The following is a 15,493-nucleotide window of genomic DNA, read 5'->3' as shown; positions in this document are numbered from 1 at the left end:
TGCAAAACCGCGGACACTTTTGCTGGAATTGCTCAGAACTCCACGCCCGGCTGGCCCTTGATGCCGGAGCGGAAGGGATGCTTGACGAGCTCCATTTCGGTCACCAGATCGGCAATCTCGATCAGTTCGTCCTTGGCGTTGCGGCCGGTCAGCACGACATGCGTCATGTACGGCTTCTCGGTCTTCAGGAACTCCACCACCTCGTTGACGTCGAGATAGTCGTAGCGAAGCGCGATATTGATCTCATCGAGCAGCACCATGGAATTGCGCTCGTCGCGGATCAGCTCCTTGGCCTTTTCCCAGGCAGCACCTGCCGCCGCCACATCCCGTGCCCGGTCCTGCGTCTCCCAAGTAAAGCCTTCGCCCATCGTGTGGAACTGGCAGAGATCGGCAAAATGCTTCTCGATCAGATCCCGCTCACCCGTCCACATCGCACCCTTGATGAACTGCACGACGGCCGACGGCTTGCCATGGGCGATATGGCGGAAGATCATGCCGAAGGCGGCCGAGGATTTACCTTTGCCCTTGCCGGTATGGACGATGATCAGCCCCTTCTCATCTGCCTTGGTCGCCATGATCTTGTCACGGGCGGCCTTCTTCTTCGCCATCTTCTCGGCGTGACGGGCATCGTCCTTTTCGGCTGGTACGACTGGCTCTTCGCTCATGACTGGCTGCCTGCTCTTTTCCTGGTTTCGTTGATGTCTGTGAGATCGAATTGCGCCGAGTTGCTGCGCGGCGTCCAGAGCTTGCGCTCGATCGCCTCCATCAGCCGCTCCTTCATCTCGGAAAGCGCGGCCGGGTTCTTTTCGGCCATGAAATCGCGCACCTTGGGATCGGCAACAAAGGCCTGGTAGACCGCCTCGAAATGGTGGTTGCCGACAGCCCCGGTCGTCGCCGCAAAGGCAAAGAGATAATCGACGGTCGCCGCAATCTCGAAAGCACCCTTGTACCCGTGGCGCATCACGCCCTCGATCCACTTGGGATTGACGACGCGTCCGCGCACCACCCGCCCGATCTCTTCCTCGAGAGAACGGATCACAGGCTTTTCCGGCCGCGAATGATCGTTGTGATAGATCGCCGGCCGCACCCCGCCAAGCGCTTCGGCAGCCGCTGCCATGCCGCCTTCGAACTGGTAATAATCGTCGCTGTCGAGCAGGTCATGCTCGCGATTGTCCTGGTTCTGTACGACAGCCTGGATGGAGCGCAGCCGCTCCTCGAACACCCCGCGCTCGGCCCGACCTTCCTCGCCCGCGCCATAGGCATAACTGCCCCAGACGAGATAGGCTTCGGCGAGATCCGCTCGCCGCTCCCAGCCCTTCTCGTCGATCAGCGCCTGCAGGCCCGCGCCATAAGCGCCGGGCTTGGAGCCGAAGATGCGATAACCGGCCCGCTTTGCCGCCGCCTTCTCATCGAGCCCGGCAGCGGTTAGCCGCTTCTCCTCGCCGCGCATGCGTCCGGCGATCGGATTGTCGGCGGCATCCTCGTCGAGTGCGCCGACGGCCCGGATCGCCTTGTCGAAGAGCGCGATCTGCTCGGGAAACGCATCGCGAAAGAAGCCAGAGATCCGCAACGTCACGTCCACCCGCGGTCGCCGCAGCATGGCCGGCGGGATGATCTCGTAGCCGGTGACACGCCGCGAGGCCATGTCCCACACTGGCTTGACGCCGATCAGCGCCAAGGCCTGGGCGATATCGTCGCCTCCGGTGCGCATGTTGGAGGTACCCCAAGCCGTCAACCCGAAGGAAACGGGCCATTCGCCGTGATCCTGCACATAGCGGCGGATCAGCAATTCGGCGGATTTCTTGCCGAGTTCATAGGCGGCAGGTGTGGGCACCGCGCGGCTGTCCACCGAGTAGAAATTCCGCCCTGTCGGCAAGACGTCAGGCCGCCCACGCGTCGGTGCACCGGATGGACCGGGCGGCACGAAACGGCCATCGAGGCCGCGCAGCAGGCTGGTGATTTCGGCAGGGCCGCAGGCGAGGATGGAGGGTTTGAGGCGGGATTCAATTTCATCGAGGACGCTTCTGGTTTGGGACCAGAGGGATGGGCATGCGAGTTCGCCGGAAACGAGCTTGGCTGCGAGCAGTTCGATACGCTCGACGGTGTCGCCATTGGTGCGCCAGGAGGCGTCTAGGAGGTCTCCTAGGATTGGTGGACATGGACCAGTCCAAGTGGCGGCCATGTCGCAATCGAGAGGGTCGAAGGTGGAGTTACCCCCCTCTGTCCTGCCGGACATCTCCCCCACAGGGGGGGAGATCGACAAGGGGCCAGATCGTCGCCCCACATCAGTTGTTTGGGGAAACCGGTCCCGCGATTCAATCTCCCCCCTTGTGGGGGAGATGTCCGGCAGGACAGAGGGGGGTGCCACAAGCACAACACCCAACCCAGCATCCCCCGCAATCGCCCGCTGCAAACTCGCATCCCCACCTTCACCCAACCCGCGAGGCACCCGCGCCAGCGCCACGGTGAGATCGGTCAGCAACCGCCCTTCCGGCGACACCCCGAACACATGCAGGCCGTCGCGGATCTGCATCTCCTTGAGATCGCACAAATAGGCATCGAGCTTCTTCAACGCCTCGCCTTCGCTCTCACCCTTTGCAATCCCCGCATCCCGATCCAGCCCGATATCGGCAACGAGATCGAGGATCTGCCGCGACAGCAACCGGATACGCCTGGGATCGCCACCCGACGCCTCGTAATATTCATCGACCAGCGCCTCCAGATCCTTGAGCGGCCCGTAGCTCTCGGCCCGCGTCAAAGGCGGCGTCAGATGATCGATGATGACGGCGGCAGTGCGGCGCTTGGCCTGCGTGCCCTCGCCTGGATCGTTGACGATAAAGGGATAGAGATGCGGCAGCGGCCCGAGGATCGCTTCGGGATAACAGGCTTCCGACAGCGCCAGCGCCTTGCCCGGCAGCCATTCCAGATTGCCGTGCTTGCCCATGTGGATCACTGCCTGCGCGCCGAATTCCTCGCGCAGGAAAGCGTAGAAGGCGAGATAGCCGTGCGGCGGCACGAGATCGGGCGAGTGATAACTTTCCTTCGGATCGATATTATAGCCGCGTGCCGGCTGAATACCGATCAGCAACTCGCCGAACCGGGCGAAAGGCAGCGCGAAAGCGCCACCGCGGACATAGGGATCGGCCTCCGGCGCACCCCAGCGCGCGCTGACTTCATCCTGAATCTGAGCAGGAAGAGATTCCAGGAAATCCTTATATCGATTCAGGGAAAGCGTCTCGCGCACGACCTTGCCATCGAAGCCGGAATTGGTCGGCCCCGCCATCAGGTGCCGCATCAGCACATCGCCATCATCAGGGATATCGGCGACCGGATAACCGGCCTTCTCCATCGCCCGCATCACCTCGATCGTGCCGGCCGGCGTATCGAGGCCGACGCCATTGCCGAGCCGTCCGTCACGGTTCGGATAATTCGCCATGACGAGCGCAACCCGCCTGTTCGCCGCCGGCATCTGCCGCAGCCGCGCCCAGTTGACGGCAAGCGATGCCACATAGGCCATGCGCCCGGCATCCGGCTCGCTGGAGACGATATTGGCCTCGACCGCGGCATCATAGCGGGCGGCAGCCTTGAAGGAGACGGCGCGCGACAGCACCCTGCCATCCACCTCCGGCAACGCGACATTCATGCCGAGATCGCGGGCCGAGAGCCCCTGCGACGAGGCGGCCCAGGCCTCCCGCGACGAAGCGGAAAAGATGGCCTGCAGTACGATCGCGTCATTCGTTTCCAGCACGGTCGGCTCGCGATCGGCGCCGGGTGCAGAGACGGCAAAGCCTGTCGTGTTGATGACGACGTCGGGTTTGAGATCGGCGAAAATGGTTTCAAGGATGCCCTTGGAGACGGGATCCTTGAGGCTGTAGGCGAAGACCGGCAATGGGCGTAGGCCTTGCGCCTGCAAAGCTTCGATCAAGGCTTCGACGGGGCGGGTTTCGCCGCTCTGCACCAGGGCACGGTAGAAGGCGATGGCGACAGTTGGGCGGACGGTTGCACCCTCGGCCGTCGAGTGTGCAATACCCCCCTCTGTCCTGCCGGACATCTCCCCCACAAGGGGGGAGATTGAATCGCCGCGAGCTTCTCCCCAAACAACAGATGTAGAGCGGTGGTCTTGCCGCTTGTCGATCTCCCCCCTTGTGGGGGAGATGTCCGGCAGGACAGAGGGGGGTGCTACATCCTCAACAGCCGAAGAGGGCGAAGCGGAGATAAGCCGCCGCCACTCATCAACGCCAACCAGCCCCCGCCCCGGCCACCAGATCCCCGCCTTCATCAGCGGTGCAGCCGGCGCTGGCTTCTCCTCGCCCGAGAGCATCGCCGCCGCATAGGCCAGAAAACCCCGCGCATTCGCGTCGCCGCCCTCGATCAGATACGCCCACAGCGCATTCAGATCCTCCAGCGCCACATTCGAAAACGGCGTCAGCCCCGCATCCGGTTTGGAATCCCCCGGCAGCACCGCAATCAGCACACCATTCCGCGCTGCAACTGCATGCAGCGCCTCCAGCACATAGTGGAAATAGCTCGCCCCGCCGAGCGCCCGCACGATGATCAGCTTCGCATGCCGCGCCGTGCGTTCGACGTATGTATCGACCGACATCGGATGCTTCAGGCTCATCAGGCTGGCAAGCCGCAGCGAATACCCCATCGCCCCGCCGGCATGAGCCGCGGCAATCGCCGCAAGCTCGGTATCGGCGGCCGACAGGAACAGGATATCGCCCGGCGACTGGCCGAGGTCGATCGCCTCGTCGCCATCGCTGATCGTTCCCTGTTGAGCGAGAAGCAGATGCATTGTTTACCTCAGACGAGCGCTTCGATCGCCTTGCGCACCGCGTCCTGATCCATCTCGTGCAGGCCGATGACGACGAGGCGCGTGCTGCGCGCTTCACCCGGCGCCCAGGCGCGATCGAAATACTGGTCGATGCGGGCGCCCACGGCCTGCAGCTGCAGGCGCATCGGCTTACCCGAGACATCGATGAAGCCCTTGAGGCGCAGCACATCATGCTCGGCAATAATGCCCTTCAGCTTCTCGACGAATGCGGCCGTATCGGCGATCGCACCGAGCTCGACGACGAAACTGTCGAACTCGTCGTGATCATGCGGCTCGCCGTCCTCATGCTCCAACTCGTGATGGGACTTGCGGTTGCCGATATCGTCCTCCGTGCCGATGCCGAGGCCGAGCAGCACGCTTGCCGGCACCTCGCCGTTCTTCGCTTCGATCATGACAGGCTTGCGGGCGATGCGCGAAGCGACTTCGCTCTTCACGCGGCCGAGGCCGTCAGCATCAATGAGATCGGTCTTGTTGAGCACTATGAGATCGGCACAGGTCAGCTGATCCTCGAAAAGCTCCTCGATCGGGCTTTCATGATCGAGCGATGCATCCTCGACGCGACGCGCATCGACGGCATCGTGGTCATCGGCAAAACGCCCTGCGGCGACAGCGGCGCTGTCGACCACGGTGATGACGCCATCGACGGTGACTTCGCTTCTGATATCCGGCCAATTGAAGGCCGCGACCAGCGGCTGCGGCAGGGCAAGGCCCGAGGTCTCGATGACGATATGGTCGGGGCGCTGATCGCGCTCCAGAAGCTTGGTCATGGTCGGAATGAAATCGTCGGCCACCGTGCAGCAGATGCAGCCATTGGTGAGCTCGATGATGTCATCCTCGGTGCAGTTTTCCGCGCCGCAGCCCTTCAGCACGTCGCCATCCACACCGAGATCGCCAAACTCGTTGATGATGAGTGCGATCTTCTTGCCGCCAGCATTGGTGAGCAGGTTGCGGATCATGGTCGTCTTGCCGGCGCCGAGAAAGCCGGTGATGACGGTTGCGGGAATTTTCTGCTGCATCGAACTAACCCTTCATTTTCAGCGGCAGGCCTGCCGCGATAAAATAGACATCGTCGGCAGTTGCCGCGATCATTTGGTGCAGCCGACCGGCATGGTCGCGAAACTCGCGTGCCATACGGTTCTCAGGCACGATGCCGAGGCCGACTTCATTGGAAACGATGACGAGTCGCGCCTTTGCGTCAGGCAGAAAGGCAGCAAGGGCGGCGGACTGGGCGGCGATATCGCGCCCCTCCATCATCAGATTGGTGAGCCACAGCGTCAGGCAATCGACGAGGATTGCTCTGCCCTCCGCGTCAATGGCGGCAAGGCGCTCGGCGAGATCGAGCGGTTCCTCATGCGTGGCCCAGGATGGGCCGCGATCGGCTCTGTGCTGATTGATGCGCGCCTGCATCTCGTCGTCCCAGGCGCGGCCGGTGGCGATGTAATGGCGCTCGAGGCCGCTTGTGGTGATGAGATTTTCGGCAAAGCGGGATTTGCCGGAACGGGCGCCGCCGAGGATGAGGGTGGTGGTCATGCGCAGACGCCTCTTGCAGCGGAGGGTGTGGTACCCCCCTCTGTCCTGCCGGACATCTCCCCCACAAGGGGGGGAGATCGGCAAGAGGCGAGACCATCGCCTTACATCAATTGTTTGGGGAGATCGTCGCCGCGATTCAATCTCCCCCCTTGTGGGGGAGATGTCCGGCAGGACAGAGGGGGGTACCACATACTCGACGCACGAGGCCAAAAGCACCGCACTGCCGTCGCCACTATATCGCACCACCGGAGGCAGCGCTGAATCAAATCCTTCAGCCAAGACAACCTCCGTGCTGGCAGCGGGCAAAACGCCCAGATTGGGCATTATGCCCGGCACGGACGGCAGGTCTCCTGGCTCGCAGCTAACGGCCCCGACCGGGGCGACCCGTTACGGTCGCCCCTGATCGTGCCAGCGGATCTGCCTCGCCTTCCCGGCTGCATCTCGTGAAAAGGCGGACGATTCGTAGAATTAGAGGCGTCCTGCCCCGGCTGATCACGATGCATTTCCAGTGGCTTTTCCGGCACTTGTCCGCCTTGCCCGCTTGCAGAATGCAAAACCGTCGGCGCGGCGGTTAAAATGCCGGATGGAAGACCCTTACTGCTCTACAGTCGCGGGGTCGGCTGTGATAAAGGCGCCCGGCTTGGGTCCGCCCCGTCACATTCCCTTTTCATCCGGAAGGCGTTAGCCGATCCGGAACCATCCATTATGTGGATTCATGGTTAGGCGCGTGCAACCCCCATGTCAATTGCCGCGCAGCGTCCCGCCCATGTTCATCTCGACTTACACTACCGATATTATCGTCTTTAATCAAAGGCTTACGTCACAAAAACTTTACGGGCCAGTCGGTATTTTGCCGCAATTGCCGCTCATGCGGATGCCGGCTCCGCCCTTGACCCTCATTCCTGCCGCCTAGTTTCCCCATGATGCTCTCCCGAATGGATATTCGCCGCCTCGGCCCTCTTGGCACCGTCTTTGATCCGGGACGCATGCGCGCGCTCATCCGCCACAGCGAAATGGGCATGGTCTTTGCCGGCGCGCTTGTCGGCATCGTATCGGGGCTTGCGGTCACCGCCATGAGCTATGTCTCGGAAGAGATGCACAGCCTGATCTTCGGCATAGACGGCACGACGAGGCTCAGCGCCTCTGAGATCGACAGCAAGTTCCTGCTGATGACCGCCCCGGTTGCCGGCGGCATGCTGCTCGGCCTCTTGATCTTCATCCTCGCCAAATGGCGCAAGAAGCCGATGGTCGACCCGATCGAGGCCAATGCCCTGCATGGCGGCCGCCTGTCGCTGACCGACAGCATCCTCGTCGCCATCCAGAATCTCGTTTCCAACGGTTTCGGCGCATCCGTCGGACTGGAGGCCGGCTATACGCAGCTCGCAGCCGGCATCGCCTCGAAATTCGGCCTGAAGCTTCAGCTGCGCCGCTCCGACATGCGCGTCCTCGTCGGCTGCGGCGCGGCCGGCGCCATCGCCGCCGCCTTCAATGCGCCGCTGACCGGTGCCTTCTATGCCTTCGAGCTGATCATCGGCACCTACACCATCATTTCGCTGACGCCTGTCGTCGTCGCAGCCCTCGTCGCTACCCTGGTCGCCCGACTGCTCTCCGGCAGCGATTTCATCATCGATGTCGGCAGCTTCGGCGCTGTCCAGCCCGCCGACTACGTCCCGGCGATCGCCCTCGGCGCCTTCTGCGCCGGCATCGGCATCCTCATCATGCAGGGCGTCTCCTTCGTCGAGGAACTGGCGCGCAAGAGCTCCATCGCGCTGCCCTTTCGCCCGGCGCTCGGCGGCCTGGTCGTCGGCTTGCTGGCGCTGGTCTCGCCGCAGGTCCTTGCCGCCGGTCACGGCGCGCTGCATCTCAACCTCGCCCATGAGATCACCATTCCCGCGCTGATCGGCCTCTTCCTTCTGAAGTCGGTGGCATCAGCCGTCTCCATCGGCTCCGGCTTCAGGGGCGGCCTGTTCTTCGCATCGCTCTTCATGGGTGCCCTGCTCGGCAAGCTGTTTGCCTATTCCGCCCCCTATTTCGCCGATGCGACGCTGACGCCCGTGATCTATGCCGTGGTCGGCATGAGTTCGCTCGCCGTCGCCGTCATCGGCGGGCCGCTGACCATGACCTTCCTGGCGCTGGAGATTACCGGCGACTTCCCGATCACCGCCCTGGTGCTCGCCGCCGTCATCACCTCCTCGCTCGTGGTGCGCACCACCTTCGGCTACTCCTTCGCCACATGGCGCTTTCACCTGCGCGGCGAAAGCATCCGCAGCGCCCATGATGTCGGCTGGATCCGCAACCTGACCGTAGACAAGCTGATGCGATCAGACGTGAAGACCGCAAAACTTGGAATAACGATGGACGCCTTCAAGGAGGCTTTCCCCATCGGCTCGACGCAGCGCGTCATCCTCGTCGATGAGGGTGACAAATATGCCGGCCTCGTGCTCGTGCCGGAAATCTACGCCAACCCCACCAGCGCGCAGGACGAAGCCCAGAATCTTGGCGATTTCATTCGCTATAAAAACGACTTCCTGCAGCCACAGATGAACGCCAAACAGGCGGCCGCGATCTTCGACAAGACGGAAAGCGAAGCGCTCGCCGTCGTCAACAACCTCATCGAGCGCAAGGTGATCGGCCAGCTTAGCGAAAGCCACACGCTGCGCCGCTACAGCGAAGAACTCGACCGCCGCCGCCGCGAGGTCTCAGGCGAGATCTGAGGCTTTTGCCGCACGCCGCAAGAATCTCCGCTCACATCCTGACCGTCATGCCACCGTCGACGGTCAGGATGTGTCCGTTGACGAAGGAGGCGGCACCGCTTGCAAGAAACAGCGCCGCGCCGGCAATCTCATCCGGGCGGCCCCAGCGCTGGACGGGGATGCGCTGGCGCACGAAGGGCATCAATTCCTCGTTCGCAGCCATCGCCGCGTTCGTCTCGGTGGCGAACCAGCCGGGCGCAATCGCGTTGCTGGTGATGCCGTGTGGGCCGAACTCGACCGCCATGGCACGCATCAGGCCGGTCAGGCCCTGCTTGGCCGCCGGATAGACGCAGTCGCCGGGCATGACGACATGGCCGCTGATCGAGGTCACGGCAATCAGGCGGCCGTAATTGCGCCGCTTCATCAGCACGGTTGCGTCGCGCGAAAGCGTTATCGCAGCGGCCAGATCGGTGCGCAGCAATTCGATGATGGCATCGTCGTCGAATTCGGCCAGCGGCCGCCTGTCGCGGGCGCCGACATTGTTAATCAGGATATCGAGACGGCCATGGATCTTTTCGATGTCGGCCATCAGCGCACGCTGGGCCTCTCGGTCGGCAATGTCGAATGCGGCGGCCTGCGCCGTGCCGCCGGCGGCGCGGACGGTCCTTACGGCATCTTCCAGCGTCGCCGCCGTGCGCCCGGTAACGATGACATGCGCGCCGGCCTCGGCAAGTGCATGTGCCATCTCGAAGCCCAGGCCGCGGCCGCCGCCGGTCACGAGCGCCACCTGGCCCGCAAGTGAAAATCTATCCAATATGCTCATGGTTTCATCGCTCTCGACTGGGTGCGTTGCAACAATAATTAATGGACTCAGTCAACTAATTTTGCAATAGCGGAGCGGTGCCGATGAACGCAGGCCTAGCCGAGCAGCCCTGCAAGCCAGCGCGGGTCGAGATGTTGTTCCAGGCCGCCTGCGACCTCGTCGAGCGCCCGATCGACGCTCTCGCGGTAGTTACCGCCCTCGCCTGAGAGGCCAAAACTTTGAAGCAGCCGGGCGCGGTAAGCGTCACTGCCGAAGAGGCCGTGCAGATAGGTGCCCATGATCCGGCCGTCGGCCGAAACCGCCCCATCGGCCAAGCCGTCGACGATCGCCGCCGGCCGTTCGCAATCGGCCCCTTGCGTGACGCCGAGGTGGATCTGATAGCCTGATAGCGGCACATCATATTCCGCTGAATGGGCAGCGCTGTTGCGCACCGTCTTCTCCGGCGCCATCTCCGTCTCGACATCGAGCAGGCCAAGCCCTTCGATCTCTGTCGTCGTACCTTCGATGCCGAGCGGGTCATACACCCTGTGGCCGAGCATCTGGTAGCCGCCGCAAATGCCGATCACCCGGCCGCCGCGGCGCATATGGGCGGCAAGGTCGCGGTCCCATCCCTGCGCCCTGAGATCGGCGAGATCCGATATGGTGGATTTCGAGCCCGGCAGGATGATGAGCGCTGCATCGGCTGGCAGCCGCTCGCCGGCGCGCACGAAGACGAGCTCGACATCAGGCTCGGCCCGTAGCGGATCGAGATCGTCGAAATTGGCAATGCGCGGCAGCACCGGCACGGCGATCTTCAGCGCCCCTCGCTCGCTTTTGGCTAGCCGCTCCAGAACGACGGAATCCTCTGCGGGCAGCCGTCCGGCCGGCTTCAGCCAGGGCACGACGCCGAAGCAGGGCCAGCCGGTGAACTGCCCGATGGATGTAATGCCGTCGTCGAACAGGCTTACATCGCCGCGGAACTTGTTGATGATGTAACCCGAGATCATCTTGCGGTCGTCTTCGGAAAGGATTGCATGCGTGCCGACAAGCGAGGCGATCACGCCGCCACGATCGATATCGCCGACGAGAACGACAGGAACGTTCGCCCGCGTCGCAAAGCCCATATTGGCGATATCGCCGGCCCTGAGATTGATTTCGGCGGGTGACCCCGCCCCCTCGACGATGACGAGGTCGGCACCCTCGGACACCTTGGCGAAACTCTCCAGCACGGAAGAGATGAGCTGCGGCTTCAGCCGCTGATAGTCGCGCCCCTTCGCCTGCCCGAACACCCTGCCCTGCACGATGATCTGGCTGCCGTTTTCCGACTGCGGCTTCAAGAGCACCGGGTTCATATGCATCGATGATGGCGTACGGGCCGCAAGCGACTGCAGCCACTGCGCCCGGCCGATCTCGCCGCCATCGTCGGAAACCGCCGCATTGTTCGACATGTTCTGCGGCTTGAAGGGCCGCACCCTCAAGCCGCGATTGGCCGCCAGCCGGCAAAGCCCCGCCACCAGCACCGTCTTGCCGACATCCGAGCCGGTTCCCTGCAGCATGATGGATTTGGTCATTGGCGCCTATCCGTGAAGTATTTCCGGCAGGCCTACAATGCGGGTGGACACGCGGTCAACAGAGGGCCAGAAACGCGAAAACCGCGATCGGGCCATAAACCCTACGCGGTTTGCCATAAAACGCTGACGCCTTCATCATTACACAATGAAGCTCGCTTTTTCCGGGACGCAGCACCTGATCCGGAAAAGCAGCGGTTGTCCCCCGCCGCGTCACAACAGATAACGGCACATTCTTACCGGATGGTTATTGAAGGCCCAACCGGAGGCAAAATTCGACTTTTTTTGAACTTTTCCGATTTTCACTCACTTGGAACCGCTTTCACCCTCGCCGCGAGCGTGCATTTCCGTCAATCGCACTCCAAGCCGCAGCTTCATGAACTGCGGGCATAAATTCTTCGAATTCAATAATTTAGTTACAGATACAACACGGAAAGGAGAGTTGATTTCTTGCAGCAAATCCGTAGGTTTGCTCATAGTAAGCCATCGACAGAAATGGCCAGCGACGAGCCGCCGGAAAACCAGACGAACGGCGCCGCACACAGGAAAAACCCGGTGAAGCCATATTCTCGGGCGATTAGCACCTGCAGCGGCGAAAAGATTTGTCGGCTAATTGCCCGGTGCATGCGCGTTCGATCACATAAAAATTTCGGGGAACGTATAATGAAGACATTTTTCTCGTCATTCATCCTTGCGGTCTGTTTTTATGCCGGAATTGCGGAGGCGCAAGCTGCCGGCTGCGGCAACGTCTCGATCGCCGAGATGAGATGGGGCTCTGCCGCCATTGCAGCGAGCTTCGACAAATTCATCCTGGAAAAGGGCTACGGCTGCTCCGTCACCATCGTCGATGGCGATACGCTGCCGACCTTCGCTTCCATGGATGGCACCGGCACGCCCGATATCGCCTCGGAATTCTGGGTGAAGGCGGTCAAGCCGCAGCTCGATGCCGCCATCAGCGCCGGCCGGCTGGTCAAGGGCGCCGAAATTCTTGCGGATGGCGCGGTTGAAGGCTGGTACATCCCGAAATTCATCGCCGACGCAAATCCGGATATTCGTTCCGTCCAGGATGCGCTGAAACACCCGGAACTCTTTCCCGATACCTATGATCCCTCGCGTGCGGCCGTCTATAATTGCCCGGAAGCCTGGGCTTGCGAGATCTCGACCAGCAATCTCTTCAGGGCGCTTGATGCCGACAAGCTCGGCTTTGCGCTGGTCGACAGCCGGACTCCCAAGGATTTCGACGGTTCGATTGCCCGCGCCTTCGAAAACAAGGTCGGCTGGCTCGGTTATTACTGGGCGCCGACATCGGTCATCGGCAAATACGACATGAAACAGCTGGGCTTCGGCGTTCCGCACGATGAGGCCGAATGGAACGCCTGCACCTCGGTGCCTCATTGCGCCAATCCCAGGGTGAACGCCTATCCGGTGTCGCAGGCCTTCACGATGATGACCAGGGCTTTCGCCGATCGCGCCGGCCCGATCATGAACTATCTGAACGCCCGCAGCTGGGACAACGAGACCATCAGCCAGGTGCTGGCCTGGCAGGATGAAAATGGCGAGGACAATGAGAATGCAGCCCTCTATTTCCTTGAGAATTACGAGGAGCTCTGGAGCCGCTGGGTTCCGGCCGATATAGCCGAGAAGGTCAAGGCCAGTCTATAAACCTTCCTGACAACAAGGACTGGACGATTCGTTATGACTGGCACGGTGCCCTTTCCCGATCGCGATACCGTCGCGGAAAAACTCGCGGCGCTCTCGGAAACCGACAAATCCTATCTGTCGCTGTTGATGGAAAATCCGGCCCAGGACGATAATCTGCTCGAAGGCCTGCATCGGCATCTCGATCTCGCCGCTTCCTCGCGTTTTCTCAATTCGCTAAAGCTCGAAACCCTCGGCAAATGGATCGGCGAAGCTGCACCGGATCGGTTGCAGATCAGGCTCATGGAAGCGGCACGCTCCAGCCAGCACCCGGCCCATGCCGCATTCCGGACCGGGCTGACCCGATCCGGCGGCCTCGAAAAAGCCTATCCGACTTCAAAAATCTGAAAGCAATTATCTCTTCGCTGCCCGATCGACACTGCGACCGGCATCCTGCGTGGCGTTAACGGCATTGGCGGTATCCCTGCCCATGCCCTTGATCGTATTGGCGCAGGAAGAAAGGGCAAGAAGCACCATAGCGGCGGCTGCGATTTTACCCGTGGTCGTCATGTGCGAAATCCTTTTGTGAAATCAATCCCGAACGGCTGATGCCGTCCGGGCGGGATAACGCATTCGTGAGCTAAAAGTTCACCGGCTAAGAGCCTTTCTCGGAGAAGACCCAATATCGTCGAGATCGTCGAACGCGACCCACCAACCAAGGGCGATAGCCTGAGCCGGTCGCCACTCATCAAGCACATAGTTAGCTGCGTTCGACGCCCTTCGCCGCCAGCATCGCGTCGATGGCTGGCGACGTCAGAAACGCCGACAGCTGCCTGGCAGCGTCTTCGTTCGTCAAATCGGCGCTGATGCCTATGGCGAAGTCGATATAACTTTGGAGTTCTGCCGGAAACTTGCCGACCAGCATGACCTCGGGAGCGGCGGCAAGGATAGACGTCACGGGAACGACTCCCAGCTCGGCCTCCCCGCGGCCTACAGCTGCTGCCGTCTGCCCTCCGGCTACCGGCACCAGCTTGGGCTTCACCTCTTCCGCTATTCCCAAGCGCTCCAGCAAACCGGAGAAGTAGCCACCGCTGGTTCCGTCGCTGGCATAGGCGATTGATCCGGCGTTCTTCAAGGCATGTTTGAATGTGTCCACGGAGCCAATGTCGAGCGGTCGGCTGCCTTCTTTTGCCGCCACTCCCATTGCTATCCGACCGAACGCGACCTGGCTCTCCGCCTTGACTTTTCCCAAGGCGGAGAGTTCACCGATCAGATCAGGATTGGTGATAACGAGATCAAAGGGTTCACCGGCCTCAATCTGCCTCCTTACGATCGGATTGAGCTCCCACCTGACCGCGACCTTGTATCCTGTGGTTGCTTCGAACCGGGGGATGACGGCAAGGACAACGGGTCGTACCGCGACAGCGCCGAAAAGCCTGACTTGCTGATCCACATCTAAGCCTGCATTCCGCGTCTACACGATCATTCCGTATCGCTCTGAGCCAATCAGGCGGCCGCCGCTTTCGACCTTTCGGCGAAGGATGCGCGGATGCTGTCGGCGACCGTCTCTATCGGCCCCGTCATTTGCGATGCAGTCAAAAGCTGGATGTCGAAAGAGCCGAGTTCCGGCAGCCCTTCCTGGATGCCGAGGATCGCCATATCCTCGCTGACATAGGAGAGCGGTAGCGGCGCAATAGCGAGATCGGAGACCACGGCGGCGCGCTGCGCCATGGTGTGGGCGCTGAGATAGGCGACGCGATAGGGCCGCTTGTTGCGTTCGAGCTGGGTGATCGCCTCCTGCCGCCAGATGCAGCCATCTTCCCAGATCGAGATCGGCAGCGGATCGCGCCGATGCGCCGAGCCGCATTTGGCGCCAGCCCAGACGAGCCTCTCGCGATAGACGACTTCGCCATTGGTGGGGAAAGGCCGCGTAGCGCAGTTGATGAGCGCGAGATCGAGGCGCTGCTCCTCCATCCGCTTCTTCAGGCCGATGCTCATGTCGATCGTCACATCGACCATGATGCCCGGATAGGTCTGCGCAAAGCTCCTCAGGACCTGCGGCAGCAGCCGCTCGCCGATATCCTCGGGCGCGCCAAGCCGCACCACGCCGCTGAGCTCCGGCATGATGAAACGCGACACCGCCTCGTTGGAAAGCGTCAGGATGTTGCGCGCATAAGACAGCAGCATCTCGCCGTGCTGCGTCAGCGTCACCGAGCGCGCATCGCGGCGAAACAGCATCACGCCGAGCTGCTCTTCGAGCTTCTTGATCTGCATGGAAACTGCCGACGGCGTGCGGAACACGGTCTCGGCCGCAGTCGAAAAATTACCGGTCTCTGCAATGGCGACGAAGGTGCGCAGCACGTCATTGTCGAGCAGAGGAATGGGACGGCGAAACGGGATGGTCATCGTCACATCTTTCAATTTTTCT

General features: G+C 61.8%; 12 protein-coding genes and 1 riboswitch. Of the genes, 3 read left to right on the top strand and 9 right to left on the bottom strand.

What is annotated here, in order from left to right:
- Positions 1–32: 32 nt before the first annotated feature.
- From cobO to cobU, 4 genes are read right to left on the bottom strand one after another with little or no spacing between them, the layout of a single operon-like run.
- Positions 33–665 (bottom strand): cob(I)yrinic acid a,c-diamide adenosyltransferase, encoded by a 633-nt coding sequence (gene cobO, locus H4W29_RS17415; RefSeq protein ID WP_192730019.1) that lies wholly within the window; start codon positions 663–665, stop codon positions 33–35.
- Complete coding sequence (cobN, locus tag H4W29_RS17410) at positions 662–4,795, bottom strand: cobaltochelatase subunit CobN (protein ID WP_192730018.1); 4,134 nt, start codon at positions 4,793–4,795, stop codon at positions 662–664. Before cobN ends, cobO begins: the two co-directional genes overlap by 4 nt.
- A gap of 8 nt (positions 4,796–4,803) precedes the next feature.
- Complete coding sequence (gene cobW, locus H4W29_RS17405; RefSeq protein ID WP_192730017.1) at positions 4,804–5,850, bottom strand: cobalamin biosynthesis protein CobW; 1,047 nt, start codon at positions 5,848–5,850, stop codon at positions 4,804–4,806.
- 4 nt (positions 5,851–5,854) lie between these two features.
- Complete coding sequence (cobU, locus tag H4W29_RS17400; RefSeq protein WP_192730016.1) at positions 5,855–6,364, bottom strand: bifunctional adenosylcobinamide kinase/adenosylcobinamide-phosphate guanylyltransferase; 510 nt, start codon at positions 6,362–6,364, stop codon at positions 5,855–5,857.
- Between the two features lie 323 nt (positions 6,365–6,687).
- Positions 6,688–7,080, bottom strand: a riboswitch (cobalamin riboswitch).
- Positions 7,081–7,287: 207 nt separating this feature from the next.
- Here cobU and H4W29_RS17395 point away from each other — a divergent pair.
- On the top strand, positions 7,288–9,078 hold the full coding sequence (locus tag H4W29_RS17395) for a chloride channel protein (protein ID WP_192730763.1): 1,791 nt from the start codon (positions 7,288–7,290) through the stop codon (positions 9,076–9,078).
- Between the two features lie 31 nt (positions 9,079–9,109).
- Here H4W29_RS17395 and H4W29_RS17390 read toward each other — a convergent pair whose 3' ends face one another.
- The gene (locus H4W29_RS17390) at positions 9,110–9,880 is read right to left on the bottom strand and encodes an SDR family oxidoreductase (RefSeq protein WP_192730015.1); all 771 of its coding nucleotides are present in this window, start codon (positions 9,878–9,880) and stop codon (positions 9,110–9,112) included.
- Between the two features lie 95 nt (positions 9,881–9,975).
- Positions 9,976–11,430 (bottom strand): cobyric acid synthase, encoded by a 1,455-nt coding sequence (locus H4W29_RS17385; RefSeq protein WP_192730014.1) that lies wholly within the window; start codon positions 11,428–11,430, stop codon positions 9,976–9,978.
- Positions 11,431–12,090: 660 nt separating this feature from the next.
- On the opposite strand from H4W29_RS17385, the gene H4W29_RS17380 reads away from it, so the two are divergent.
- The gene (locus H4W29_RS17380; RefSeq protein WP_192730013.1) at positions 12,091–13,089 is read left to right on the top strand and encodes a glycine betaine ABC transporter substrate-binding protein; all 999 of its coding nucleotides are present in this window, start codon (positions 12,091–12,093) and stop codon (positions 13,087–13,089) included.
- A 33-nt stretch (positions 13,090–13,122) separates the two neighbouring features.
- Positions 13,123–13,473: a hypothetical protein gene (locus tag H4W29_RS17375; RefSeq protein ID WP_192730012.1), complete on the top strand. Its 351-nt coding sequence runs from the start codon at positions 13,123–13,125 to the stop codon at positions 13,471–13,473.
- A 6-nt stretch (positions 13,474–13,479) separates the two neighbouring features.
- On the opposite strand, the gene H4W29_RS17370 is transcribed toward H4W29_RS17375, so the two are convergent.
- The 3 genes from H4W29_RS17370 to H4W29_RS17360 all read right to left on the bottom strand — a co-directional run bounded on the left by H4W29_RS17370 (position 13,480) and on the right by H4W29_RS17360 (position 15,471).
- The gene (locus tag H4W29_RS17370) at positions 13,480–13,635 is read right to left on the bottom strand and encodes an entericidin domain-containing protein (protein WP_192730011.1); all 156 of its coding nucleotides are present in this window, start codon (positions 13,633–13,635) and stop codon (positions 13,480–13,482) included.
- 190 nt (positions 13,636–13,825) lie between these two features.
- Positions 13,826–14,518: a molybdate ABC transporter substrate-binding protein gene (locus H4W29_RS17365; RefSeq protein WP_192730010.1), complete on the bottom strand. Its 693-nt coding sequence runs from the start codon at positions 14,516–14,518 to the stop codon at positions 13,826–13,828.
- A gap of 53 nt (positions 14,519–14,571) precedes the next feature.
- Positions 14,572–15,471, bottom strand: coding sequence for a LysR family transcriptional regulator (locus tag H4W29_RS17360; RefSeq protein ID WP_192730009.1), 900 nt, complete (start codon positions 15,469–15,471; stop codon positions 14,572–14,574).
- Positions 15,472–15,493 lie beyond the last annotated feature (22 nt).

It is taken from the genome of Rhizobium viscosum, from assembly GCF_014873945.1.
Taxonomy (GTDB): domain Bacteria; phylum Pseudomonadota; class Alphaproteobacteria; order Rhizobiales; family Rhizobiaceae; genus Rhizobium; species Rhizobium viscosum.
Note: the sequence above shows the minus strand (reverse complement) of the source record. Positions and strands in the feature narration are given on the sequence as shown.

What these genes read in the sequence shown, in the direction of transcription:
- cobO (WP_192730019.1), bottom strand. Translation starts at nt 665, where the DNA reads ATGAGCGAAGAGCCAGTCGTACCAGCCGAAAAGGACGATGCCCGTCAC.
- cobN (WP_192730018.1), bottom strand. Translation starts at nt 4,795, where the DNA reads ATGCATCTGCTTCTCGCTCAACAGGGAACGATCAGCGATGGCGACGAG.
- cobW (WP_192730017.1), bottom strand. Translation starts at nt 5,850, where the DNA reads ATGCAGCAGAAAATTCCCGCAACCGTCATCACCGGCTTTCTCGGCGCC.
- cobU (WP_192730016.1), bottom strand. Translation starts at nt 6,364, where the DNA reads ATGACCACCACCCTCATCCTCGGCGGCGCCCGTTCCGGCAAATCCCGC.
- H4W29_RS17395 (WP_192730763.1), top strand. Translation starts at nt 7,288, where the DNA reads ATGCTCTCCCGAATGGATATTCGCCGCCTCGGCCCTCTTGGCACCGTC.
- H4W29_RS17390 (WP_192730015.1), bottom strand. Translation starts at nt 9,880, where the DNA reads ATGAGCATATTGGATAGATTTTCACTTGCGGGCCAGGTGGCGCTCGTG.
- H4W29_RS17385 (WP_192730014.1), bottom strand. Translation starts at nt 11,430, where the DNA reads ATGACCAAATCCATCATGCTGCAGGGAACCGGCTCGGATGTCGGCAAG.
- H4W29_RS17380 (WP_192730013.1), top strand. Translation starts at nt 12,091, where the DNA reads ATGAAGACATTTTTCTCGTCATTCATCCTTGCGGTCTGTTTTTATGCC.
- H4W29_RS17375 (WP_192730012.1), top strand. Translation starts at nt 13,123, where the DNA reads ATGACTGGCACGGTGCCCTTTCCCGATCGCGATACCGTCGCGGAAAAA.
- H4W29_RS17370 (WP_192730011.1), bottom strand. Translation starts at nt 13,635, where the DNA reads ATGACGACCACGGGTAAAATCGCAGCCGCCGCTATGGTGCTTCTTGCC.
- H4W29_RS17360 (WP_192730009.1), bottom strand. Translation starts at nt 15,471, where the DNA reads ATGACCATCCCGTTTCGCCGTCCCATTCCTCTGCTCGACAATGACGTG.